Raw genomic sequence first — 21,911 nt, 5'->3', positions numbered from 1 at the left:
CACCGCCTACCATGTTGCGGTTTGCAAAAACTAGAGCTTTTTCATGAGTAGCGACAAGGTTTGCAAAACTGCCGCGAGCGCCGTTACCGCAATTCGTAAGGGTTGTGCCTGTGAACAGGGCTTTGCTTCGCAGCTTTTCACTATCTACATGTCGATAGACATGCAATTCCTGAGCTGATAAACAGGTTTCTCCCGCCTGGGGAGTCGTGGTTAAATTGGCCATGTCGGACCTTTCTTTTCGTAGAGTTTGGTTTCTGATACTGAGCGCTCGGGTTGCCGCCCGAGCGTTCGCTTTAACGTAGGTTGGCTAGCTCCCATGCCTCGACCTCCCAGAGTGGGAAGCGAAGCTGCTGACCAATAGGCAGTACCTTCAGTCCGATGCGTCGGTAATTGCTATAGATCCACTTGTCACTCTTCTGCCAGCGATCTGCCAACTGCCCCACAGTTAGGCACTGTGAGCTCTTACTCATTCAATCTCCTTAGTCTCTCATTTATCTGGTATGCTATACCGTAATGGCTAGTTTACCACGGCATCTATGTGCCGATAAAAAGAGAGTATCGGGTGATTTCATGAACATGGAGCGACGTTCGCCAACGGCTAAAAGAATCGATCTCGCGCTTGAGCGAGGTGCGGTATTCGCAACAGCCGAACTAAAGAAGACTGCCACTGGGAACTTTTGTCACTGGATTGTTTCAGGGCAATCATTGGCTGGGCTGCCGACTATGTTGCTAGACCTAGCTGTACCTCTTTCGGGTGGCAACGAGATCGCGATGTTGGAAGAAGCACGCATATTTGGTGACAAGTTTGTTGTTCCAATGGCGGCGTTCTTGTCTACTACCCCAGGCGCGGGCGAAAAAGTTCCGCCACTTTCTGTAGAAACAAGACGTTGGCTATTTGAAGAACACATGCGCTACCACTTCGCTCCAGAACGTGCGGGAGGGCTTACGCTTCAAAGGCAAACCGAGGCCTTGTTCAACATGGCTTCGTTCCTTGCTGTAGTAGCTCCATTGAAGTCAATCGCAGCGTTCCAGGATGTTGCTGTTGGAACGGTCGAGTCTCGCGTAAAGATAGGGCGTGCAAATGGATCGATCCCTAAAGCGTCAGAGGTGCGTGCTAAAAATGAACTCTTAAAGAAGGGTAAGTAATGCCGAAGCAAGTCAACCGCATTCCTGGAATCAAGCAGCTGCCGACAGGAATGTGGCAGGCGCGTTTATTTCATGACGGCGGAGAGGAATCTCGAAACTTTGAGCGTCAAGAAGACGCCGAGCGTTGGAAGCGCAATCTAAAGAGTGAACTCGATCGATGTGCAGAAGGTGTCGAACGCAAAAAGCGCAAGTGGGTGGCGACTTTTATCGACGAATCTGGTGTTTACACCAAGTCTTTCGATGACGTCGACAGCGCAAATAAGTGGATGTCGCGTGCAGAGTTGGCAGCCGAGGATGGGCGTCCAATCGACTCCGAGTCTGCACGAGTGACTTTTAGCGAGTTCGTTGTTGAGTGGAAGAAAGGCAAGCTAGACATCACAGGTAAAACACTCGGCACATACAACTCCCAGTTGAAGCTCTACTTGCTTCCCGCATTCGGCGAGCGCAAACTAACCTCTATTACAACTTCTGACATCAAGAAGTGGGTCGCGGCTTTAGTCGATGACGGCGTAGGTCCTACCACTATCCGCCAGTCATATCGCCTGCTCCACCAGATACTTCTATCTGCGCTTGAAGATGAGTTGCTAGCTCGAAACCCTGCCGTTGGTATCAAACTTCCTAAGATCACGACTAAAGCCAAGGAAGGTCTAACCGCTCAGGAACTATATGCGTTGGCTGACGAGTGCGGACCGCATCGTTCTCTGGTCATCTTTCTCGGCACTTGCGGTCTACGAGTAAACGAAGCCTTAGCGTTGCGCGTCGAGGATTTCGACCTAGGTTCCAAGATCGTAAAGGTCGCACACTCTTGGACTACTGACGAGTTTGGCAAGAAATTGCGTGACGGTAATGGTGAATTTATCCCAGGCACAACAAAAACTGGAGAAGCACGTGAAGTGCCGCTAGACCAGAACACGATGGAACTGATCAAGCCTCTGCTAGAGGGTAAACGGGGCAGAGACTGGGTGTTCACTGGCGCAAATGGTCAGGCGCTTGACTATGGATTCTTCCGCAGAAAGTACTTCAAGCCTGCTACCGAGAAACTGGGCATGAAGAATGTTGTTATTCACTCGCTTCGCCACACAACTGGTTCATTGCTTGCGAGTCTGGGGGCGCCTATCCCAGAAGTTTCCAAAATCCTCGGTCACTCCTCAGCAAAAATGACCCTGGATGTTTACGGGCATGCCTACCCCGCGCAAACTGCTGCTTGGATGGACAAGCTCGGTGCACACATTCACCGTGAGGGGAACTCTTGAAGTCGGAGGGAGCCCAGCAGGGCACTAGTTTTAACCGTCACCCAAAACTTGACCAGGTAGTAGAGGCGCACGCTCGTCTAGGTGCGCTTTTTCAAGATTTCGATGCTCTGGTACTGGAATTCTCTTCGACCTTTCAGCACCGATCAATGACTTCGGCTATTGGGCTAGATGACCTGGCACTGAAACCCTACCTTCTCACGACCGAGGTGCAATATGCGTTGAGCTCCTGCATAGACCACTTGCAAACGATAAGAAATTTGACGGCTACCGATTTGATTCCAAACCTGGCGGCTTACACCCTTGTGCGTTCAGCGCTTGAACACGCGAGTCTTGCAATGTGGTTCTTGGACCCTGATGACCCTCAGGAGCGAAGAAGGCGGGTTCTCGTTCAAGCTGCGAGAGGGGCAAAACTACTTTGTAACGCATTAGAGGATATCGAGATTTCAGCAAACCCAACCCTTGAGGTAAAACTCAAAAAAATAAACAACACGGTTGTATCCCTTGGCCTCAGCCCAATAACAAACTCAGAGATTCAAACTCCTGGTATCAAGGCTCGGGTCCGCTGGTCAGGGCAGGTGCTTCAAGACTTAGGCGTTGGCTCGGATGGTATTAATCTCATCTCAACCGTGTGGCAAAGCGCGAGTGGCATAGCTCACGCAAATAGTTCTGCTGGATTAATGCTTCTCAATAGGCGCGCCCTCGAAGACCATGACGAAACAAGTAGCACTACATTTCACATCTCTACAAGCGAGGTAGAAATCGCTAGTCTTTTCCAGCTCAGTCTCTATTTCTTGACAACAGTTGTGCAGTTAGCAAAGTATAGACAGGGTCTTGCTTCGGTCAAATACCCGAGCTTCAGCAAGGCACTGTGACCATCACCCTAGACTCAAGTAATGCATCCTGAAGCTCGCCGCCTGCAAGAAATGTTGCAGAGCTTATACGCCCGTCATCGTGGTCTAGTTGGGTTCATCGATGAGAGCTATCGTTCAAATCGTGACGAGGAATTCCCTTTTTATACGGTAACCGCGACGATTCTTGATGTTGAGGATTTGATCGACTTTCGCGATGACTACTTCAGTATCGTGGGCGGCCATCGTTGGCATACAACGGAAATGTATAAGAACGGCGAGACGGAAAAAATCAAGGACTTCATTGCTGTTCTCGCTAACCATGAATCTGAGTTGGTTGTTTCGGTTCAAGTTGAAATCGAGGATGATGATTTAGAACACGCCCGAAGAGAGTGTTTAGTTCAAATTGTCAGCAGGCTCTCTAGTATGGGTTGCAATTTAGTTGTCTACGAACGCAGGGAAGACAACAAGACCAGGAACGCCGATGCAGCGCTCTTTTCTAGAGCGTCGAGGGATGGATTGATTCCTAGAAACCTCCGAGTGTTCCCTGGCAGCCCAAGCGCAGAAAAGCTTCTGTGGGGGCCTGACTTAGCAGGGTGGGCGATGCGACGCTATGTAGCTATGGATGAGATTGACTGGGTGCGCCCCTTCATCAATAACTGTGAAGTAATCGACGCATCTCTAGGCATGAAGTTAAAAAAGAAGGGGCCACAACCTGCCGCAGCAATGGGTTCTGGCCCCGATTCATCCGTAGGCCTAAAAGGCGAAGGGAAGAACCGTTCTTCATCAAAAAGTATTGCACGATTTGGCGCCGCCGAGAAGACAATTTTTGAGATTTTCCCAAAAATATCTGACCCAGCGCATGATCCAGGCCTTTTGGGGGATTGGTTATTGAGGGAATTCCCACGCAGGAAGTAGCCGCTCAATTTTAAGCGGAACGGAATCTAAACGGAATCCTGGGCATAAAAAAATGACGCGGTCGTGAGAACCGCGCCATTTCAGTGCGCTTGGAGGGACTCGAACCCCCAACCTTCTGATCCGTAGTCAGATGCTCTATCCGTTGAGCTACAAACGCATTTGCAGGCTAAAAACCTGCTGCATTACTAGTTGGTGTTGCCTAGGCAACTTTGATAGTTTACGTGGTCTAGCGACGCTTGTAAACCCCAGGCTTGCTAAAGGCCTGTTAGATCATCCGTGGCGGAGTTGGAGGGATTTGAACCCTCGAGGGAGATTTAACCTCCCTACCCACTTAGCAGGCGGGCGCACTCGACCGGGCTATGCGACAACTCCACGGACTGGTCTAGTTTAGTCGAAAACTAAACCGGACCGAAACCCCAGGCTAAAACTAGCCCTGCAGCCAAACGGTGGTGTTGCCAGGCAGGCGGTTGCCATCTAGAGGCCCGCTGCTCAGCAAGACCTTGCCCTTAGGCAGCTTGATCGAGCGGTTGCCGAAGTTGGTAACCGAACGCCAGCCGTTTGGACGAGTAAAGTCGAGCACGTTTGAGTTGAACCAGTGCTTGTTCCAGGTCAACTTTTCAGCACAGACTAGACCCTTGCGAAGCATCAGTGCGGTGCGGTAAAGCTCAAGGGTTGAGCCGGCAACGCCATCTTGCTTCTGAACGTTTACGTCTTTAAACCACTCAGGCTGCGGCAGGTGCGCACCGCCAGGGCCAAAGCCAAATGATGAACCGGTTGAGGTCCAAGGCATCGGAACACGGCAGCCATCGCGGCTAATTGAACCCTCGCTGCGGAACCACTGCGGGTCTTGCATCTGGTCCGAAGGAATGTTCAATGGCTCTTGCAGACCCAGCTCTTCACCCTGGTACAGGTATGTCGAGCCCGGTAGAGCCAAAATCAGCATGGTTGCAGCGCGCGCGCGGGCCAAACCTAGCGGCTTGTTGATCTTTGATTCGCGATCTGCTGAACGGAACCACTTAGGCAGGTTGCTCAGAGACTCGGCGTCTAGACCAAAACGAGTTGCGTGGCGAATGACGTCGTGGTTTGAGAAAACCCAGGTGTTAGAAGAACCAGTCTTGGCAGATGCATCCAGGTTGTAAGCAATGGTGTCGTGGAACTTCTTGGCATTCCAAGGCTCGAAAGCTAGGTCGAAGCTGAATGACTGACCTAGGCCCTCTTCGCTGGCGTATGCGGCACGACGGTTGGCGTGAACCCAGGCCTCAGCAACAGCTACGCGCGGCGGGTCGTATTCGTTGTAAACCTGGCGCCATGACTTGTAAATCTCGTGAACTTCATCACGGTCAAAGAGGTCATCAGTGCCGTCATTTTTCATGGCTGAAAGATCAAAGCTGGTGCGGGCAGGCAGGTGGCCGTCTTTGAGGTTCTTGACCAAGGCGTGAGCAACATCGATGCGGTAACCGTCGACGCCACGGTCAGACCAGAAACGCATGGTTTTGATGAAGTCGTCGCGGACCTCTTGGTTGTCCCAGTTGAAGTCTGGCTGCTCTTTGGCAAACAAGTGCATGTACCACTGGCCTGGAGTGCCATCTGGCTCGGTGATTCGAGTCCAGCCGGTTGGGCCAAAGTGGCTGGCCAACTCTGACGGACGGATCTCGCCGTTCTCACCTTTTCCGTCGCGGAAGATGTAGCGGTCACGCTCAGGTGAACCCTTAGGCGCCTTGAGGGCAGCCTGGAACCATTCGTGCTGGTCTGATGAGTGGTTTGGCACTACGTCGACAAAGACACGGATGCCGACTGCGTGCAACGCTTCAAGCATCTCGTCGAACTCTTCGAGGGTTCCGATGCGAGGGTCGATGTTGCGGTAGTCAGCAACGTCGTAACCACCGTCAGCAAGTTCTGAAGGGTAGAACGGGCTCAACCAAACAGCGTCAACGCCGAGCTCTTTTAGGTAAGGAACGCGGCTGGTGATTCCTTTTAGGTCACCGATGCCGTCGCCATTGTTATCGGCATAGCTGCGTGGGTAGATCTGGTAAACGACAGCTTGACGCCACCAGTCTTTAGGTCCGCGCAAGAAAGTGTGTTCAGCCATAGTTCTACCTCGGGTTCAAAAAGAGCTTTGATAAAAGTACTTAATCTAACCATGCCTAGCGCTTGCAGAAATGTAGGTTAGCCAGAGCAGGTTGTGACAGCAGCGTTAGTACCGCGGGCCCAGTCCGGCAATACCTCGGCCGAAGCACTTGGGCTTGCCGAGCTTGAAGCACTTGGGCTTGGGCTGGCACTTGCCGATGACGACGGTGCCGGGCTGGCAACCACAGAACCGCTACCGGTGTTGGAACCGCTTACAAGAAGTGGCTCATCGTTGGCGATCTTGCTGAACAGGACATTGGCCTGCTCGTAAATAGGCGCAACGCGACCTGAGTAAGGCTTTGGCAGGCCACCGCGGCTAGGCACCTGAAGGAACGTGATTTTGTCTAGCTCAACATCTTTGAGCGCACTGGCCAAAGCCACCATTACGTTGACGTCAGTCAGGCTCTCACTCAACTGCATGTTTCGAGCCGCGGCACTGGCCAATGAGTAAAGGTAAACCGGGTTAGACAACACGCCCTGGCTCTTGACCTTGCGAACCAAAGAGGTCAAGAAGCTCTGCTGGTTGCTAATGCGGCTGAGGTCAGAGCCATCACCAACACCGTGACGGGTGCGCAAGAACTGCAGAGCATCCTTGCCAGAAAGCGTGTATTCACCAGGCTGAAGGTAGGTCTGGGTGTATGGGTCACTGATTTCCTCGGCAACACAAACATCAACACCACCGATGGCGTTTGACATCTCGATTACACCCTTGAAGTCGATCATGGCCAGGTAAGGAATGTCGACACCGGTTAGCTGCTCAACGGTCAACAGCGTGCAGCCTGGGCCGCCGTTAGCAATCGTGGCATTAATTTGGCCAAGGCTTTGCGCTAGGTAACCAGGGCCCGGCGGGTTTGAGGTGCTTGGGCAAGCAGGCCAAGGTACTAGCAGGTCGCGCGGAAAACTCAAGGCAACCGCATTTTTACGGTCAGCTGAAATGTGAAGCAAGATGATTACGTCCGCCAACACCGATGTGTCGTTACCGTAGCCGCCACCCTGGCCTTCGCGGGTGTCACTTCCAACCAAAAGCATGTTGATTGGGCCGTCGAGGTCAGCTTGGGTCAAGGCGGTGGCGCCGGCAATTTCAATGCCATTGTTCTTGATGGTGTTGCTGATCTCCCATATGGAGATACCGGTAATGGCAACGGCCACGCCGGTTAGCATACCGACAGCCTTAAAGAACAAACCCCAGAATGCGCTGGCTTTTGATTGCACACGGATGCGCCCGTGGCGCGCGAAGAGTTCTGGCTTTTTCATGAACTTCTAGTTTAAGTTGACTGGCCCAAGATAGACAGGGCTCCAAGGAAATTAACAGGTAAAGAAAAACCCTCGAGAGACTCGAGGGTTTTACTGGAGGAAGCGGTGGGATTTGAACCCACGGTCGCTATTAACGACGACAGTTTTCAAGACTGTTCCGTTCGGCCGCTCCGGCACGCTTCCGTACGGACAACTTTACCTGAAAAACGCAGGGTTGTCTAAAGAAAGTTTTTTAGGCCTCGCGGCTGAACAAGATTCCTTCGAATCCTGCGAGCACCTGAGCCACGCCATTGTCTTCAACCGCCGCTGTAACCGCGGTGGCTCGAGCCTTTACGGCTTCTGGCGCCTGGCCCATAGCAAACGCCAAACCGCCGCCCTCGCGGGCCCATTCAAACATCTCGACGTCATTATGACCATCGCCAATTGTGATGACCTGAGCTGGGTTGATTCCAAGAGCAGCGCGCTGCACCTCAAGCGCCGAGGCCTTATTGACCCCAGCTGGGGCAATGTCTAGCCAAGCGCTGTAACCGATGGCGTACGAAACCGACTGCAAGCCGACCTTCGAAATTAGCGCGGTGAACTCATCGACCTCATGGTTTGGTGACAAAACTACAATGCGACTTACCGGGTGAGCCATCAAGTCTTCGAGCGGAGTCTCGTGGTTTAGGTCCCCAAGGGCATAGGCCGGGAATGGGCGGTGAAAACGGTAACTGCCATCGATGTCCTCAACGGCAAAATGAGCGTCGGGCAGGTGCTCGATCAGTTCGCGCAAAACCTCTGCCGGCTCAAAGGTAATGACCTCACGGGTAGTGAAGCCCCGTTCATGGGCAGGGTCAACTTCTACCGTCACCGCACCGTTTGAACAAATGCTGACGCCATGCTGAATGCCCACATCGCGAACCACCGGAATGGCATTGGCCGCACTTCGGCCAGTGGCAACAATTACCTCGTGACCCAGTTCGCGAACCCGCTGAACCTGCTCAACCACGACCGGCGACAAAAAGCCGTCGTCGTGCACAAGCGTGCCATCGATGTCAATGCCGATCAGCCAGCGATCGTTGCCGGTTGCTTTGGTCATTTAGGAGAGATGAATTCTTGGCCACCAAGGTAAGGGCGCAGTGCTGCTGGAATTCGAACCGAACCGTCAGCCTGCTGGTGGGTTTCGAGAATTGCAACCAACCAACGAGTGGTTGCCAAGGTTCCGTTCAAAGTGGCAGCGGTCTGGGTCTTGCCGTTCTCATCGCGATATCGAACATTGAGGCGGCGGGCCTGATAAGTAGTGCAGTTTGAGCTTGAGGTTAGCTCTCGGTATGTCTGCTGGCTTGGCACCCATGCCTCAGAGTCATACTTGCGGGCAGCAGATGAACCAAGGTCGCCGGCAGCAGTGTCAATTACTCGGTACGACAACTCGCAGGCCTGCAGCATGGCTTCTTCGAAGGCCAGCAAGTTGAGGTGCTCCTGCTCGGCATCTTCAGGTTTGATGTAGCTGAACATTTCGAGCTTGTTGAACTGGTGGACGCGCAAAATGCCGCGGGTGTCTCGGCCAGCCGAGCCTGCTTCGCGACGGTAGCAGGTGCTCCATCCGGCGTAGCGCAACGGGCCATTTGATAGGTCGATGATTTCATCGCGGTGGTAACCAGCTAGGGCAACCTCTGAGGTGCCGGTCAGGTAAAGGTCATCCGCAGGAAGGTAGTAAATCTCGTCGGCGTGCTCACCCAAGAAACCAGTGCCGGCCATTACCTCTGGGCGAACCAGCGTTGGCGTAACTAGAGCGGTGAAGTTGTTTTTGGCAGCTAGATCTAGAGCCATGTTCATCATGGCAAGTTCTAGTCGGGCGCCCCAACCCTTCAGAAAGTAAAAGCGTGAGCCCGATACTTTGACACCGCGCTCGATGTCGATGATGTCCAGAAGTTCACCCAGCGCAACGTGGTCACGCGGTTCAAAATCAAAAGCTGCTTTGGTGCCGACCTCTTTAATTACGGTGAAGTTTTCTTCGCCGCCAGAAGGAATGCCTTCGATTACAACGTTCTCGATTTTCCAGATGATGGCATCGAGGGTGGCCTGGGCTGCGTTGGCAATCTCGTTGGCGGCCTTAACCTTTTCGGCCAAAACCTGACCGGCTGCGATGAGCGCCGGGCGGTCTTCTTTTGACGCTGAACCAACCAGTTTGGCTGCCGCGTTTTGCTCGGCCCTCAGAGCTTCAAACTCCTGCAGGTGCTTGCGCCAATTTGCGTCAGCGGCAACGGCTTGATCAACGAGCGACTCATCGTTTCCGCGGGCACGCTGCGAGGCCTTAACGGCATCCGGGTTTTCTCTAAGCAGGTTTAGGTCAATCACCCTTCAAGGTTACCGCTTGCTTGCTGCTTGGGCTTGGTTAGGCTGATGGCATGGCAGCAAAGAAAAACCGCGCGGCGGTGATCTACTATCCGGGCAAAATAAACCGGCGCAAACTTTCTGCTGCTGTGAATTTGACCCTGTTGCCACTTGGCTGGGAGCCGACGCTTTGGCTGCCAACCTCAGCGACCGAGCGCGGTGGCGCCCAAGCGTTGCGAGCTATTGCACAGAACGCGACCCACATCTTGGTTGGCGGAGGAGACGGAACGGTTCGTGAAGTGGTCGAAGCCATCACGCTCAACGGACTGAGCGACCGAGTGACGTTGGGTATTTTGCCGGCGGGTACGGGCAATGTTTTGGCCCGAAATCTGAGCATTGACCTCAGCGATTTGACCACGGCCGTGAAGCGTGGATTGGTCGGCAACCGGCACCCGATTGATCTGGGTTTGGCGCGAATTATTTTTGAAGATGGCATTCGAGCCGAGAAGGTATTTTCGGTCATGGCTGGCGTAGGCCTTGATGCAAAAATCATGCAGAAAACCGACCCAAAGCTGAAGCGTGCAATTGGTTGGGTGGCTTATGTTGAGGGCGGTCTGAGAGCTCTGCCGACACTCTTTGAGCGGATGCTGGTGGCGGTTGATAATCGTGAACCACGCCGACTAAAAGTAGTGTCGCTGATTATTGGAAATGCTGGTTGGTTGCCCGGCCGAATTACCCTGATGCCCGATGCCAGCCTGGATGACGGGTTGCTGGATGTTGCAGCAGTTGGGCCGCGCCGGTTCTGGAACTGGATTGATTTTTGGGGTCGCGTAACTTGGATTAATTCACTGCGCGAAAACCGCCAGTTGCGCCACTTGATTGATGCCACGGCAGATGTAAAAACGCTCGAGAACCTAAACGGCAAAAAGATTCGTGTCACGCCTGATAACCCAGTCTTCATCCAGCTTGATGGTGACGCAATGGGAGTTGTCTTAGAGGTTGAGTTTGAAGTTCAACCTCGTGCGGTGACTATCAGGCTTTAGGGTACGAGCCTAAGAACACAACGTTTGCGCTGAGCTGGCTCAATCCGGCGAGCGCCGCTGCCATCTCTGGGTCATCGATGTGACCTTCAGCATCGAGGTTGAATCGGTAGCGCCCGAGGCGGTCGCCAACCGGGCGGCTTTCTATGCGGGTCAGGTTGATTCCGCGCGAGGCAAATTGCTGCAGAATCTCAAGCAGTGCACCCGGGTGGTCATCTGGCAATTCCACAATCACCGATGTTTTGTCGTGCCCGGTGCGCGGCGGCGCGGCGTGCTCGTTGTCTTCGGTTGCCTCTAGGCCAATTTGCAAGAAGCGGGTTTCGGCGTGCTTGTGAACACCGATGTCCTCGGCCAGGGTCTCGAGTTGATAGTGACCGGTGATGCTTGGCGCGGCAATCGCGGCATCGGCCACGGCATTCTCATCTAGCAGCGCGGCGGCGGCAGCAGCGGTAGAGCTGGCCGGCACGTAGGTGTGGTGCGGGAGTTTCTCGAACAACCACTTGCGGGTCTGCGCGTAGGCGACCGGGTGGGTTGAGACGGTCTTGATCTCGGCTAGCCCCACACCCGGCTTGGCTACCAAGTTGAAAGTGACCGGCACCAAATACTCACCGTAAATGTGGATGTTGTCGGTGGCAGCGAGGGCATCGAGGGTTGCGGTTACGCCGCCATCGGTGGAATTTTCAACCGGGATGATTGCGCGAAACGCCCGCCCCGAGATTACGTGGTCAATTGCCTCTTGCACGTGGGCAACTGGCAACCACTCTTCACCCTTGGCTTCAGGCACCTGTGCGAGGGCCATTTCGGTAAATGTGCCGATTGGACCTAGGTACGCGTAGGTGTGCGAATCAAAAGAGTTATTTGCCTGTGATGCCATGAGACTAGGTTAGCCACCAAAATAGTTTCATGAGCGAACGAGCAGGCCAGAAGGCACAGGCATCAGATCTAGTTGACATCAGCAAGTTGATTGATGCGTACTTTGAAATTCACCCCGATGTAACTACCGCTGAACAAAAGGTGACTTTCGGCACCTCAGGTCACCGCGGAACATCACTAAACGGCTCGTTCAACGAAGATCACATTGCTGCAATCACGCAGGCTATTGTCGAGTACCGTCGCGGGCAGAACATCCAGGGTCCGATTTATGTGGGTAAAGACACTCACGCGCTTTCGGGGCCTGCTGAAGTCACCGCACTTGAGGTGTTGGCAGGTAATGGTGTGCCGACTCTGATTGATGCTGAAGAGCGCTACGTTCCAACGCCAGCGGTTTCGGTGGCCATCATCAATCACAACTTGGGCAAGTCACTCGATGATCCTTCGCTTGCCGATGGACTGGTAATTACCCCTAGCCACAACCCGCCAACAGATGGTGGTTTCAAATACAACCCACCTCACGGAGGCCCTGCTGACTCTGACGCAACCAACTGGATTGCTGCTCGCGCCAACGAAATTATCTTGGGTGGGCTTCGTGAGGTAAAGCGCGCCAAGCCTGCTGCAGAAGGCTTCAACTTCCGCGAGAACTACATCTCGCAACTCGGCCAGGTTTTGAACATGGATGCAATCCGTGACTCGCAGGTTTCGATTGGTGCCGACCCAATGGGTGGTGCGTCAGTGGATTACTGGGGCGCGATTGGTGAGCGCTACGGTTTGAACCTAACCGTGGTGAACCCGAATGTTGATTTTCAGTTTGGTTTTATGAACCTGGACTGGGACGGCAAGATTCGTATGGACTGCAGCTCGCCGCACGCCATGGCCGGTTTGATTGAGGGCCGCACCAACTTCGATATTTCAACCGGAAACGACGCCGATGCGGACCGCCACGGAATTGTGACTCGCGATGCCGGACTGATGAACCCAAACCACTTTTTGGCGGTTTGCATCGATTACCTGTACCAAAACCGTCCGGGTTGGTCATCATCGGCCGCCGTGGGCAAGACCATGGTTTCATCGTCGATCATCAACCGCGTTGTTGCCGACCTTGGTAGAAAGCTGATTGAAGTCCCGGTGGGCTTCAAGTGGTTTGTACCGGGATTGATTGATGGATCAGTTGGTTTCGGTGGTGAAGAATCTGCCGGCGCTTCGTTCTTACGCCTCGACGGAAAAGCTTGGTCGACCGATAAAGACGGTTTGATTTTGGCGCTGCTGGCCAGCGAAATTACCGCGGTTACCGGCAAGACGCCATCGCAGCGATACGCCGAATTGACCGACAAGTTCGGCGCGCCAGCCTATGAGCGCATCGATGCACCGGCAACTCTTGAGCAGAAGGCCAAGTTGGGCAAATTGTCTGCCGAGGCCGTTACCGCAAGTGAATTGGCTGGCGAAAAAATCACTGCGATTTTGACTCACGCACCTGGCAACGGTGCAGCTCTCGGTGGTTTAAAGGTCGAGACTGAGAACGCTTGGTTTGCTGCCCGCCCATCTGGTACTGAAAATGTGTACAAGATTTACGGTGAATCGTTCAAGGGGGCTGAGCACCTCAAGCAGGTTCAGGTTGAGGCAAAAGCCCTCGTTGATGGTGTTCTCGGTTAGTTAGTTCGTATTTTTTAATCCGGCCGAATTCTCAAATTTGAGCGGCCTATACCTACCCAAACCATTCGCTGAACCTATTCAGATTCAGAGATTCTGAGTAGGTTCAGCGCTTTAAACCTGCCCAAAATTCCCCAATTTTGCCTATCCAGAAATCTCACATACGCCAGGTTTGGGCCCGGCTTTTAGCCAGTTCATCCGTGACAACCGCCGAGATTAACCCCGGCCTTCGGCCATCGAATCTGCGACATCCCCCAGCTTTTTGACTATGCAAAATTGGTCGGAATTGAGCCGGTTGAAGGGGGCGAAGGTGCTCAATTTGGTCAAAAATGGAGGGGTTTGCTGAACGCCAGCGAGGTCAGTACACCTCTGGCCACAGGCCCAAGCCGACGCCCAAGCCCGAGCCCACGCCAAACCCCAGAATTAGTAACTTGGAGCAGACGGCAAACTGAAGAACTGCTCTAGAGTCTTGATCTTTCGATTCTTCATTTCAGTCGCCAACTCTTTGCCAACAAATCGCAAGTGCCAAGGCTCCCATACGTAGCCGGTAACGTCAGTCAACTTCCACGGATACCGCACGATAAATCCGTACTTATGCCCGTTGGCAGCAATCCATTTATAAGCATCAGTGGAACCAAAATTTCCGATGCGGCATCCGAGTGAAGTAATCGAAACATCTGCGGCCAAGCCGGTTTGGTGTTCACTGTGACCAGGCCGAGCAGCTAGATTTTCGCCGGCTATTTTTCCAAGCGCTGCCACCCTGGCCGAGTGAATGCTCTTTTGCGAACCATAACTGCGGTAACCGCTATTGAGGCAAAGCGTGCCCAATCCGCGACGCTGAAGCTCTGCCTTCAGAGCCCAAAATGCGCTAGCCGCCGGCGGTGCAAGATTAATCTTCGAGTGCAGAACGGGCCCATAGGCCACCGGATTCAATCGCCGCTTTTTGTTGACCACAACCCATAGTGACTCTGCTTTTGCCGTTGGGTGCAACCTCATGTTGAAGAGCGGGCTGGCGGATACCGTTGGGCTCGGAGAAGTCGTAGGTGTCGGAGAAACCGAAGGACTAGGCGAAACCGATGGGGTTGGTGAGGCCGAAGGACTAGCTGAATCGGTTGGCGATGCCGAACTTGATGGCTCGGGCGCAGGTGTCTCAGCAGCACTTCCGGCAAATTGGAATAGCACCGTGCTCAAAATGATTGGCGTACTTAGAAAAAGTTTCCAAAATCGAGGCTTAGGCTTTAACACAGTCCCAAGCCTACTTTTCTTTAGAAAGCGATGCCCCTTTATGGCACGTGCCGAGCGCAAAGCCGCCGCCGCAGAATCAGCAAAAACCGGAGTCATGACTCACCGACAGATCATGTTGGTACTGGCCGGCTTGATGTCAGGAATGTTCCTTTCGGCACTCGACCAGAGCGTAGTCGGCAGCGCAATGCGAACCATTGCCGATGACCTTCAGGGTCTTGAACTTCAGGCCTGGGCAACCACTGCGTACCTCATCACATCAACAATCACCACACCGATCTACGGCAAACTCGGCGACATCTTCGGCCGTCGCCGACTATTCATCGCAGCCATCACAATCTTTGTGGTCGGCTCGGTTGCAGCCGCATTCTCAGCATCGATGTTTGAACTTGCAGCTTGGCGAGCACTACAGGGTGTCGGCGCCGGAGGCCTTTTTACCCTCTCGCTGACCATCCTCGCCGACATCGTTCCGCCGCGCGAACGCGCCCGCTACCAGGGTGCATTCATGGCAGTGTTCGGCACCTCATCGGTGCTCGGCCCACTAATCGGTGGGTTGTTCGCAGACATGAATCAGTTCATCTTTATTGATGGTTGGCGCTGGATCTTCTTGATCAACCTGCCAATCGGTGTCGTGGCCATGCTGATGGTCGTGTCATTTCTGCACGTCCCTCACACCGCTCGCAAATCGCGCATCGACTGGTGGGGTGCAGCAACAATCATCATGGCTGTGGTGCCACTGCTTCTCGTTGCCGAACAGGGCCGCGAGTGGGGTTGGACCAGCAGCCTATCGATCAGCATGTATGCCACCGGTGTAGTCGGCATCATCGCGTTCATTCTCGTTGAGCGCAAAATGGGCACCGATGCCCTGCTTCCACTCAGCTTGTTCAAGTCATCAACCTTCAGCATGAGCACCATCATCGGTGTGATTGTTGGTGTTGGAATGTTCGGCGGAATGATGACCATTCCACTTCTACTTCAGATTGCCAAGGGCGCTTCGCCGACCGAAGCGGGTCTACTGATGATTCCAATGACTATTGGAATGATGACCGCATCGATGGGCTCTGGAATCATCACCGGCAAAACCGGCAAGTACAAGGGCTTCTTGATTGGCGGAACCGGCCTGATGGCTGCGTCATACGTTTATTTCTCGATGATGACTATCGAGTGGGAGATCTGGCAGATCTCAGTCGGCATGGTGTTCCTAGGTCTAGGCCTCGGCCAGCTAATGCAGACGCTCACCATCGCAGCACAAAACTCAGTGGGCCCACGAGACATCGGTGTTGCCACATCGTCAGCAACCTTCTTCAGACAAATGGGTGGAACCCTGGGTGTTGCCGTATTCATTTCGCTGCTATTTGCGGCGCTTAGCGACAAAGCAACCTGGATTGGCGAACAGATTGCGGCAGCCCTGAAAGCAAAACCTGAATTGCTAAACCTGCCGGAGAATCAGATTTTGACTGAAGCCGGTCCGGGTGGACTAGGTGAATTGGTGAACACAGACTCATCATTCTTGAACACAATCTCACCAGAGATTGCCCACCCGATTCAGCAGGCATTTGTTGAGTCATCAACGGTAGTGTTTACATCGGCCGCTGCGATTATTGCCATCGCGTTTGTGCTTACTCTTTTTGTCAAAGAGATCCCGCTGCGCGACAAAGCGGGCTTCGCCGCCGCCGCAGATGATGACGCTGCAGCTGAAGCAAAACTCTCCAGCATGCACTAGGCGTAGAGTGAGCAAACTAGCGTAGTTTTGCGAAAACCTTTTTTGAAATCCAGAGAACTAGAACGCCGCAAAGAGCCCAGTAGGTAAGGGCAGTGAATGCGAAAATCAGGTAAGGCTCTGACTTGAAAATTAGTGTCGTTACAAGAAATGAAATCAGGGTAGAAGCAGCAGAAACAGCAACTGCGATGTTCAAACCTTTGGTGCCATTCCGAGCAGCAATTAGGCCCAAGGTGATTAGCAGAAGCGCTACCGAGGGTCGACCTGCCTGCACTGAGGCCTCAGCTGCTTGCAGCAACAATGTCGCCGGAGTGAATGGGTTCCACGCTGACTCTGGTGCATGGGCGCGAACCAACGCCCCCGCAACGAGCACTAGCCAAGCCGCTAATGCGGAAACGGCAAAACCTCCAACACAAATAACCAGCATTTGCCGAGATGCCCTAAATAATTTCGACCGGATGCCGTTTGGCTGTTTATTCATCGGGTTCCCCACTCGTAGGTATCTACCTCGCAGCCAATTACACCTGACAAAACGGGTGTCAAGCAACCAGCAAAATCTAAATAGGGATCTCTAAGAATGATTGTCCAGGCAGATTCGTCTGAATCCTTTATGTAAATCTCATGATTTGGCACTCTCAATCGCGTGCCCTTTAGGGAATAACTGCCTGACCTATAAATCGTTGCGGTCAAGTCAAAGAATATTCCGTTCGAGGCGCAAAAAGGATTTCCTACATCTTGCCGAAAGCGGAATACTGCCTTAGTTTGGGTTGTGCTTATTGGAGTCATAACCATGGACTCTTTTGAAGCAATGTCATCGTCGATGGGCAAATAGGAACCATTAACTAACCGATAAACGTGGGTGCGTCCGACTGTCTTCAAACTACTAAGTGCACTGGATGCCCATGTAACTGAAACGTCAAATCTAGTTCTAAAGCTCGCGGTTGAACTTGTTGAAAATGAACGATTGTCACCCTTGTAATAATCGTAAGCCCCACTGTATTGACAGCCAGCGAGCGGGGCTTTCATGTATTGTGCCGGGATAAACGTCTGATACCTCAGCGTCGTTGCATTACCCAATGGGCTAGCAACTGCTGATTCCGAGCTCATTATTGATTCGGCAGACGATCCAATTTCTACGCCGACAATGTTCAAATTTTCATAAATTTCGGAAGTGGATTCATCTCCAGTGGGATTTGAATTCTGCATTGAGGTGGGTTGTTCAGAGGTGACGACCATCTCATACTTTTCTACACCTGACACTTCAGTGCGATCCTGAAGAAAACCGTCTCCTGTGCCTGTAAAAATCAACTGTCCAGCCCTCAGTATTTCAACCTGTGACTCACCATCAGCAACCCACCAAGTAAGTCGAACTTCGGACCCGCTGCGTTCAGCTTGCAACCATGCATCACTCGTCGAAGCATGCGCCACTGTAGGTGAGGTGTTTTGGATTGGCACAATCGAGAACCCGAAACCAAGGACCGACGCAAGAATTGCTTTATTTAATTTCCCCAAGATCATTTCCCAATCATAAAGGGGACGCTTATTCTTGAAACACACGGGAGTTCGGTAACACCGGACTGAGAGGAAGACTCCGTAGTCTTCGACCGTCGAACCTGATCTGGGTAATGCCAGCGCAGGGAGGACCTCTAACCCGTGCCCTATCTATTTCAGGAGGGCACGAAAGTGCAAATCAAACACATCATCACCATGACCGTTGCCGGTCTTATCGCAGCAACTTCACTAACCGGATGCTCAGCCGCAACCGGACCAACCTCAACCAATGAACTGACCATCGTGACCCACGACTCAGCGGTCTTTACCGAAGAGCTATTGGCAGAGTTCAAGGCTGAAACCGGCATTACCGTTACCCAAGTAAAAGCGGGCGATGCCGGCGAGATGACCAACAAACTGGTTTTGACCAAAGATGCCCCGATTGGCGACCTGGTCTACGGCATCGACAACACCTTTGCGCCAGCAGCTATCGAAGCTGAAATTTTTGACACCACCGGTGACTACGCCGAAAACCCGTTGCGCGAAATTGACTACGCCGACGTTTGCTTGAACTACGACAAAGCTTGGTTTGCTGATCAGGGCCTAACGCCTCCGACCAAACTTGCCGACCTAACCAAGCCTGAATACAAGGGCTTAACCGTACTCACCAACCCAAGTACTTCGTCACCCGGTTTGGCATTTCTAACCGCCACGGTGGCAACCTTTGGAGAGGCAGGCTGGGAGCAATACTGGTCTGACCTGCAGGCAAACAAAGTCAAAATTGCATCGGGCTGGGAAGACGCTTACTTCACTGACTTCTCAGGCTCAAGCGGCCAGGGCGCCTACCCAATTGTCTTGAGCTACTCATCATCACCAGCCTTCGAAATACGCGACAACGGCCAGAGCCAGACCGCCTCAATCATGGATGGCTGCTTTAGACAGTGGGAGTATGCAGCCGTTCTCAAGGGTGCAAAGAACGTAGTCGGTGCACAGAAATTTATCGACTTCATGCTTGGTCAGTCATTCCAAACTGCGCTGCCAGACAGTATGTATGTCTACCCGGTGACTGAGGGTATTGCCTTGCCAGAAGCCTGGGCACAGTTTGCTCCGGCCGCAACCAACACCGTTGGTGGAGACCTAAACATCGCAGCCAACCGCATGGGCTGGTTGGTCAAATGGTCAGCTATCTTCGGCAACAACTAACCGTAGATTGATTGCATGATCAAAAGGTCAGCACTGTGGGCAGCGCCCCTACTCTTTGTGGGGGTGCTGTTCTACTGGCCGCTGACCAACATTTTGCAAACCGGATTCACCAGCGAGTGGATTGAAACCTTTTCTGAACCCAGCAGCCTGCGGGCTATTTGGTTCACGGTTTGGCAGGCGCTAGTTTCAACACTGCTATGCCTGGTCCTTGGGATTCCAGGCGCCTACCTGCTGTATCGAAAGTCATTTCCAGGCCAAAAATTCATCCGGGCACTGGTCACCGTTCCGCTGGTTCTGCCGACCATCGTGGTGGCTATTGCATTCACCAGCTTCAGAGACCTACCGGCAATTTGGCTGATTATTTTGGCCCACATATTCATCAACTACTCGATCACCGTCAGAACTCTCGGTGGCGTTTGGGCAACCATGGATGTCGAGACCGAGGAGGCAGCGGCAATCGCGGGTGCCGGCCGCCTGCGCACGCTGTGGTCAATCTCACTTCCACAACTTAAACCGGCCCTGGTGTCGGCAGGGGCTCTAACATTTTTGTTCTGCGCTTCGAGCTACGGAATTGTTTTGGTGCTCGGCGGCGGCCTGGTTCAGTCGATTGAAACTGAAATTAGCATTGCCGCACTTCAGTACCTTGACCTTCCAAAGGCATCGGCTCTGGCCATATTTCAAACCCTGCTAACTGCGATGGCCTTCATCGTCAGCGACCGAATCACAAAGGGAACAGTCGGCATTGAGCAGGTAGACGAAGGCGGAAACAAGCCGAGAGTAGACAAGCGGGATTGGTTGGCCGTGGTTGTGACCGGCGCAATTATCGTGGGATTAATCGGCTGGCCGATTGCTCAGGTGATTTCCAAATCATTCAGCTTTGACGGCGTTTTGAGTATGCAAAATTTTGAGAATTTGAGTACCCGCGGTGAGCGCGATTTGCTCAACATCACTGTGCTGAACGCAGCAGTCAACAGCCTGCGAAATGCCGCAATTGCAACTGTAATTTCGGTTGCTCTGGGCACACTGGTTGCCTACCTGCTGTCTAGACCAGCTCTCACAAAAATTGCCAAACTTTCAAACCGCACGCTTGATGCCCTGTTCCTGCTTCCGATGGGAGTCTCATCGGTGGTGCTCGGGTTTGGTTACCTGGTTACCTTTGGCGGCGGACCCCTGCCGCTTCGTTCCAGCTGGCTAGTTGTGCCACTGGTTCAAGCACTGATGGCTCTGCCCCTGGTGATTCGCCTGGTTTACCCAGCGCTGCTTTCAATCGGTTCGGAGCATCGTGAAGCGGCCGAAACCGAGGGCGCCTCTGCTGGGCAAATCTGGTGGCAAATTGAAGCGCCGATGATTCGCGGCGTTTTGGCCACGGCAACAGGATACGCGGCTGTGGTTTCTATCGGTGAGTTTGGCGCTGCATCATTGCTGGCATATGGAAACCAGGCAACTCTGCCGACAATTCTCTACTCACTAATTTCGCGACCAGGTGCTGTGAATTACGGAATGGCAATGGCGGTCTGTGCCATTTTGATTGCGCTTACTTTGCTGCTGGTTTTTTTGGTGAGCGTGCGCGGATCAAATCAAACTCAACGCCAGCCTTAGCCATGCGCTGAGTTATGACCTCAATACTCTCAGGGTTTTGATCAACCAAAATAAAGTTTCGGTCTAGCGATGCTGCGGCGGCACCGGTGGTTCCCGAGCCAGCAAAAAAGTCCAGAACAACATCTCCCGGTTTTGACGATGCCTGAATTACTCGACGCAAAATACCCAATGGCTTCTGCGTTGGGTAACCGGTCTTCTCTTTACCGGTCGGCGAAACAATGGTGTGCCACCAAACATCGGTGGGCAGTTTGCCAAGTTCGGCTTTTTCGGGGGTGACTAGCCCGGGTGCCATGTATGGCTCGCGGTCAACCTCAGCTGAGTTAAAGAAGTACTGGGCAGGGTCTTTGACATAAACCAGGATGGTGTCGTGCTTAGCAGGCCAACGCTTGGTCGACTTTGCGCCATAGTCGTAAGCCCAGATAATTTCGTTCAAAAATGACTCTCTGCCAAACAGAGCATCGAGCAAAACTTTGGCGTAGTGCGACTCTCGGTAATCCAAGTGCAAATAGAGAGTGCCAGTCTCATTTAGCAGGCGCCATGCCTCTTCTAATCGGGGTTCAAGAAAGCCCCAGTAATCGGCAAATTCATCGTCATAAGACAGCACGGTTGACCGAACAATTTCGTAGCGCTGACCCTTGAAACCAACTCGACTGCCGGTCTCACTTCGGCGGGTGGAGTTGCCGCCGCGAGATTGAGTGCGGCCGGTGTTGAATGGCGGATCGATGTAAATAAGCTGTACCGATTCGTCGGGCATAGACTTCAGCACAGAGAGGTTATCTCCGAAGAAGAGCTTGTTTTTATTTGCCGGCACAGAAAGAGGTTAACAGCATGAGCGCTGAAGCATTGAACCCAGAGGTTATTCACAACACCGAGTTGCACCGCTACGAGATTTGGCTCGAGGGCAACAAAGTGGGTCATGCCGACTACAGCATGATGCCGGGAGAGATTCACTTTGTGCACACCGAGGTTGACCCAGCCCAGCAGGGCAAGAATCTTGCAGCAATTTTGATGCGCGAGGCCATCGCCGATGTTCGCGCTGCGGGCAAGGCAAAGATTGTTCCGGTTTGCTCTTACGTGGTGCGATACATGGAGCGCCACCCTGAGACCCAAGACCTACTGCTTAACCCAATCGAAGAAGCAGCAGCCGCCTGCCGACTGCCGAATGTGGCAAAGGCCAGCGAAAAGCTAGGACTCAAGAAGCCCGAGTAATTGGCCGAGTTTTACGCCTTTTGGT

21 protein-coding genes and 3 tRNA genes are annotated in these 21,911 nt (G+C 53.0%); 11 read left to right on the top strand and 13 right to left on the bottom strand.

Features of this window, described 5'->3' with window-relative positions; all coding sequences use genetic code 11:
• The first annotated feature begins 43 nt into the window (after window positions 1–43).
• Window positions 44–178, top strand: a complete 135-nt coding sequence (locus FFA38_RS06985) for a hypothetical protein (RefSeq protein ID WP_272868527.1) — start codon at window positions 44–46, stop codon at window positions 176–178.
• Window positions 179–293: 115 nt separating this feature from the next.
• Here the strand turns inward: FFA38_RS06985 and FFA38_RS06875 are convergent, their stop codons facing one another.
• Window positions 294–470 carry a hypothetical protein gene (locus FFA38_RS06875; RefSeq protein ID WP_172955972.1) on the bottom strand — a complete coding sequence of 59 codons (177 nt, stop codon included), beginning with the start codon at window positions 468–470 and terminating at the stop codon, window positions 294–296.
• Between the two features lie 100 nt (window positions 471–570).
• On the opposite strand from FFA38_RS06875, the gene FFA38_RS00305 reads away from it, so the two are divergent.
• The 4 genes from FFA38_RS00305 to FFA38_RS00290 are packed head-to-tail and all read left to right on the top strand — an operon-like array spanning window position 571 to window position 4,165.
• A complete protein-coding gene (locus FFA38_RS00305) occupies window positions 571–1,146 on the top strand; it encodes a hypothetical protein (protein ID WP_138315011.1) in 576 nt (191 codons plus the stop codon).
• Window positions 1,146–2,399, top strand: coding sequence for a tyrosine-type recombinase/integrase (locus tag FFA38_RS00300; RefSeq protein ID WP_138315009.1), 1,254 nt, complete (start codon window positions 1,146–1,148; stop codon window positions 2,397–2,399). Before FFA38_RS00305 ends, FFA38_RS00300 begins: the two co-directional genes overlap by 1 nt.
• On the top strand, window positions 2,396–3,271 hold the full coding sequence (locus FFA38_RS00295; protein WP_138315007.1) for a hypothetical protein: 876 nt from the start codon (window positions 2,396–2,398) through the stop codon (window positions 3,269–3,271). Before FFA38_RS00300 ends, FFA38_RS00295 begins: the two co-directional genes overlap by 4 nt.
• Before the next feature lie 21 nt (window positions 3,272–3,292).
• Window positions 3,293–4,165, top strand: a complete 873-nt coding sequence (locus FFA38_RS00290) for a hypothetical protein (RefSeq protein ID WP_138315005.1) — start codon at window positions 3,293–3,295, stop codon at window positions 4,163–4,165.
• An 84-nt stretch (window positions 4,166–4,249) separates the two neighbouring features.
• Here the strand turns inward: FFA38_RS00290 and FFA38_RS00285 are convergent.
• From FFA38_RS00285 to serS, 7 genes are all read right to left on the bottom strand, one after another.
• Window positions 4,250–4,322 (bottom strand) — tRNA-Arg (locus FFA38_RS00285).
• A 120-nt stretch (window positions 4,323–4,442) separates the two neighbouring features.
• Window positions 4,443–4,537 (bottom strand) — tRNA-Ser (locus FFA38_RS00280).
• Between the two features lie 55 nt (window positions 4,538–4,592).
• Complete coding sequence (locus FFA38_RS00275) at window positions 4,593–6,254, bottom strand: glycoside hydrolase family 13 protein (RefSeq protein ID WP_138315003.1); 1,662 nt, start codon at window positions 6,252–6,254, stop codon at window positions 4,593–4,595.
• Window positions 6,255–6,331: 77 nt separating this feature from the next.
• A complete protein-coding gene (locus FFA38_RS00270; protein ID WP_138315001.1) occupies window positions 6,332–7,546 on the bottom strand; it encodes an LCP family protein in 1,215 nt (404 codons plus the stop codon).
• Window positions 7,547–7,640: 94 nt separating this feature from the next.
• Window positions 7,641–7,729: transfer RNA gene (locus tag FFA38_RS00265), tRNA-Ser, on the bottom strand.
• A gap of 49 nt (window positions 7,730–7,778) precedes the next feature.
• Window positions 7,779–8,624: an HAD-IIB family hydrolase gene (locus FFA38_RS00260; protein ID WP_138314999.1), complete on the bottom strand. Its 846-nt coding sequence runs from the start codon at window positions 8,622–8,624 to the stop codon at window positions 7,779–7,781.
• Window positions 8,621–9,883: a serine--tRNA ligase gene (gene serS, locus FFA38_RS00255; protein ID WP_138314997.1), complete on the bottom strand. Its 1,263-nt coding sequence runs from the start codon at window positions 9,881–9,883 to the stop codon at window positions 8,621–8,623. The genes FFA38_RS00260 and serS overlap by 4 nt, the downstream gene beginning before the upstream one ends.
• A gap of 50 nt (window positions 9,884–9,933) precedes the next feature.
• On the opposite strand from serS, the gene FFA38_RS00250 reads away from it, so the two are divergent.
• Entirely contained in the window at window positions 9,934–10,902 is a 969-nt protein-coding gene (locus FFA38_RS00250; RefSeq protein ID WP_138314995.1) for a diacylglycerol/lipid kinase family protein, read from the top strand.
• Here the strand turns inward: FFA38_RS00250 and pheA are convergent.
• Window positions 10,892–11,773 (bottom strand): prephenate dehydratase, encoded by an 882-nt coding sequence (pheA, locus tag FFA38_RS00245; RefSeq protein ID WP_138314993.1) that lies wholly within the window; start codon window positions 11,771–11,773, stop codon window positions 10,892–10,894. The genes FFA38_RS00250 and pheA overlap by 11 nt on opposite strands.
• A 29-nt stretch (window positions 11,774–11,802) precedes the next feature.
• On the opposite strand from pheA, the gene pgm reads away from it, so the two are divergent.
• A complete protein-coding gene (pgm, locus tag FFA38_RS00240; protein WP_138314991.1) occupies window positions 11,803–13,425 on the top strand; it encodes a phosphoglucomutase (alpha-D-glucose-1,6-bisphosphate-dependent) in 1,623 nt (540 codons plus the stop codon).
• 420 nt (window positions 13,426–13,845) lie between these two features.
• On the opposite strand, the gene FFA38_RS06870 is transcribed toward pgm, so the two are convergent.
• Window positions 13,846–14,418, bottom strand: a complete 573-nt coding sequence (locus FFA38_RS06870; protein WP_172955971.1) for a M15 family metallopeptidase — start codon at window positions 14,416–14,418, stop codon at window positions 13,846–13,848.
• Window positions 14,419–14,707: 289 nt separating this feature from the next.
• On the opposite strand from FFA38_RS06870, the gene FFA38_RS00230 reads away from it, so the two are divergent.
• Window positions 14,708–16,387, top strand: coding sequence for an MDR family MFS transporter (locus FFA38_RS00230; RefSeq protein WP_138314986.1), 1,680 nt, complete (start codon window positions 14,708–14,710; stop codon window positions 16,385–16,387).
• 16 nt (window positions 16,388–16,403) lie between these two features.
• Here the strand turns inward: FFA38_RS00230 and FFA38_RS00225 are convergent, their stop codons facing one another.
• Together FFA38_RS00225 and FFA38_RS00220 are read right to left on the bottom strand one after the other, a co-directional pair.
• Window positions 16,404–16,865, bottom strand: coding sequence for a hypothetical protein (locus FFA38_RS00225; RefSeq protein ID WP_138314984.1), 462 nt, complete (start codon window positions 16,863–16,865; stop codon window positions 16,404–16,406).
• Window positions 16,862–17,896, bottom strand: coding sequence for a hypothetical protein (locus tag FFA38_RS00220; protein ID WP_172955970.1), 1,035 nt, complete (start codon window positions 17,894–17,896; stop codon window positions 16,862–16,864). Before FFA38_RS00220 ends, FFA38_RS00225 begins: the two co-directional genes overlap by 4 nt.
• A gap of 171 nt (window positions 17,897–18,067) precedes the next feature.
• On the opposite strand from FFA38_RS00220, the gene FFA38_RS00215 reads away from it, so the two are divergent.
• Both FFA38_RS00215 and FFA38_RS00210 read left to right on the top strand, forming a co-directional pair.
• On the top strand, window positions 18,068–19,078 hold the full coding sequence (locus tag FFA38_RS00215; RefSeq protein WP_246777914.1) for a thiamine ABC transporter substrate-binding protein: 1,011 nt from the start codon (window positions 18,068–18,070) through the stop codon (window positions 19,076–19,078).
• Between the two features lie 15 nt (window positions 19,079–19,093).
• The gene (locus FFA38_RS00210) at window positions 19,094–20,677 is read left to right on the top strand and encodes an ABC transporter permease (RefSeq protein ID WP_138314980.1); all 1,584 of its coding nucleotides are present in this window, start codon (window positions 19,094–19,096) and stop codon (window positions 20,675–20,677) included.
• On the opposite strand, the gene FFA38_RS00205 is transcribed toward FFA38_RS00210, so the two are convergent.
• Window positions 20,613–21,431 (bottom strand): DNA-methyltransferase, encoded by an 819-nt coding sequence (locus tag FFA38_RS00205; RefSeq protein ID WP_138315970.1) that lies wholly within the window; start codon window positions 21,429–21,431, stop codon window positions 20,613–20,615. The two genes, FFA38_RS00210 and FFA38_RS00205, sit on opposite strands and share 65 nt — an antisense overlap.
• A 74-nt stretch (window positions 21,432–21,505) precedes the next feature.
• Here FFA38_RS00205 and FFA38_RS00200 point away from each other — a divergent pair, with 74 nt between their 5' ends.
• Window positions 21,506–21,886 (top strand): GNAT family N-acetyltransferase, encoded by a 381-nt coding sequence (locus FFA38_RS00200; RefSeq protein ID WP_138274808.1) that lies wholly within the window; start codon window positions 21,506–21,508, stop codon window positions 21,884–21,886.
• The last annotated feature ends 25 nt before the right edge of the window (window positions 21,887–21,911 follow it).

This window comes from Rhodoluna limnophila (assembly GCF_005845365.1).
GTDB classification, from domain to species: domain Bacteria; phylum Actinomycetota; class Actinomycetes; order Actinomycetales; family Microbacteriaceae; genus Rhodoluna; species Rhodoluna limnophila.
The sequence above is the reverse complement of the archived record's forward strand: the minus strand, read 5'-3'. Positions and strand labels throughout refer to the sequence as shown.

Excerpts from the sequence above, each read along its gene's own strand:
- FFA38_RS00300 (WP_138315009.1), top strand. The coding sequence starts at position 1,146 with ATGCCGAAGCAAGTCAACCGCATTCCTGGAATCAAGCAGCTGCCGACA.
- FFA38_RS00260 (WP_138314999.1), bottom strand. The coding sequence starts at position 8,624 with ATGACCAAAGCAACCGGCAACGATCGCTGGCTGATCGGCATTGACATC.
- FFA38_RS00250 (WP_138314995.1), top strand. The coding sequence starts at position 9,934 with ATGGCAGCAAAGAAAAACCGCGCGGCGGTGATCTACTATCCGGGCAAA.
- FFA38_RS00270 (WP_138315001.1), bottom strand. The coding sequence starts at position 7,546 with ATGAAAAAGCCAGAACTCTTCGCGCGCCACGGGCGCATCCGTGTGCAA.
- pheA (WP_138314993.1), bottom strand. The coding sequence starts at position 11,773 with ATGGCATCACAGGCAAATAACTCTTTTGATTCGCACACCTACGCGTAC.
- FFA38_RS00205 (WP_138315970.1), bottom strand. The coding sequence starts at position 21,431 with ATGCCCGACGAATCGGTACAGCTTATTTACATCGATCCGCCATTCAAC.
- FFA38_RS00225 (WP_138314984.1), bottom strand. The coding sequence starts at position 16,865 with ATGAATAAACAGCCAAACGGCATCCGGTCGAAATTATTTAGGGCATCT.
- FFA38_RS00210 (WP_138314980.1), top strand. The coding sequence starts at position 19,094 with ATGATCAAAAGGTCAGCACTGTGGGCAGCGCCCCTACTCTTTGTGGGG.
- FFA38_RS00200 (WP_138274808.1), top strand. The coding sequence starts at position 21,506 with ATGAGCGCTGAAGCATTGAACCCAGAGGTTATTCACAACACCGAGTTG.
- FFA38_RS00305 (WP_138315011.1), top strand. The coding sequence starts at position 571 with ATGAACATGGAGCGACGTTCGCCAACGGCTAAAAGAATCGATCTCGCG.
- FFA38_RS00275 (WP_138315003.1), bottom strand. The coding sequence starts at position 6,254 with ATGGCTGAACACACTTTCTTGCGCGGACCTAAAGACTGGTGGCGTCAA.
- FFA38_RS06875 (WP_172955972.1), bottom strand. The coding sequence starts at position 470 with ATGAGTAAGAGCTCACAGTGCCTAACTGTGGGGCAGTTGGCAGATCGC.
- FFA38_RS06870 (WP_172955971.1), bottom strand. The coding sequence starts at position 14,418 with ATGAGGTTGCACCCAACGGCAAAAGCAGAGTCACTATGGGTTGTGGTC.
- pgm (WP_138314991.1), top strand. The coding sequence starts at position 11,803 with ATGAGCGAACGAGCAGGCCAGAAGGCACAGGCATCAGATCTAGTTGAC.
- FFA38_RS00230 (WP_138314986.1), top strand. The coding sequence starts at position 14,708 with ATGGCACGTGCCGAGCGCAAAGCCGCCGCCGCAGAATCAGCAAAAACC.
- FFA38_RS06985 (WP_272868527.1), top strand. The coding sequence starts at position 44 with ATGAGTAGCGACAAGGTTTGCAAAACTGCCGCGAGCGCCGTTACCGCA.
- FFA38_RS00290 (WP_138315005.1), top strand. The coding sequence starts at position 3,293 with ATGCATCCTGAAGCTCGCCGCCTGCAAGAAATGTTGCAGAGCTTATAC.